1 protein-coding gene is annotated in these 278 nt (G+C 60.4%); it reads left to right on the top strand.

Annotated features, from left to right (window positions below):
* On the top strand, positions 1 to 278 hold a 278-nt coding region (locus R0J88_RS19740), incomplete at both ends, for an enoyl-CoA hydratase/isomerase family protein (protein ID WP_410900838.1).

Consider the following 278-nt stretch of genomic DNA (forward strand, 5'->3'; position numbering starts at 1 on the left):
GGCCTGGGCGCGACCCTGGCGTTGTACTGCGATATCAGCTACGCGGCGTTGCCGGCCAAGATTGGTGACCCACATGTCGCTGTTGGCTTCGTTGCGGGCGACGGTGGGGCAGCGATCTGGCCTCAATTGGTCGGGTTTGCCAAAGCAAAAGAGTACTTGCTCACCGGTGATGCGTTAACCGCCGAGCTTGCCGAAAAAATCGGCCTGATCAATTACGCAGTCGCCCCCGAGGCGCTGGATGATCGGGTTCAGGAAATGGCTACGCGGCTTGCCAACGG

This window comes from Pseudoalteromonas sp. SIMBA_162, assembly GCF_046535955.1.
Classification (GTDB): domain Bacteria; phylum Pseudomonadota; class Gammaproteobacteria; order Enterobacterales; family Alteromonadaceae; genus Pseudoalteromonas; species Pseudoalteromonas marina.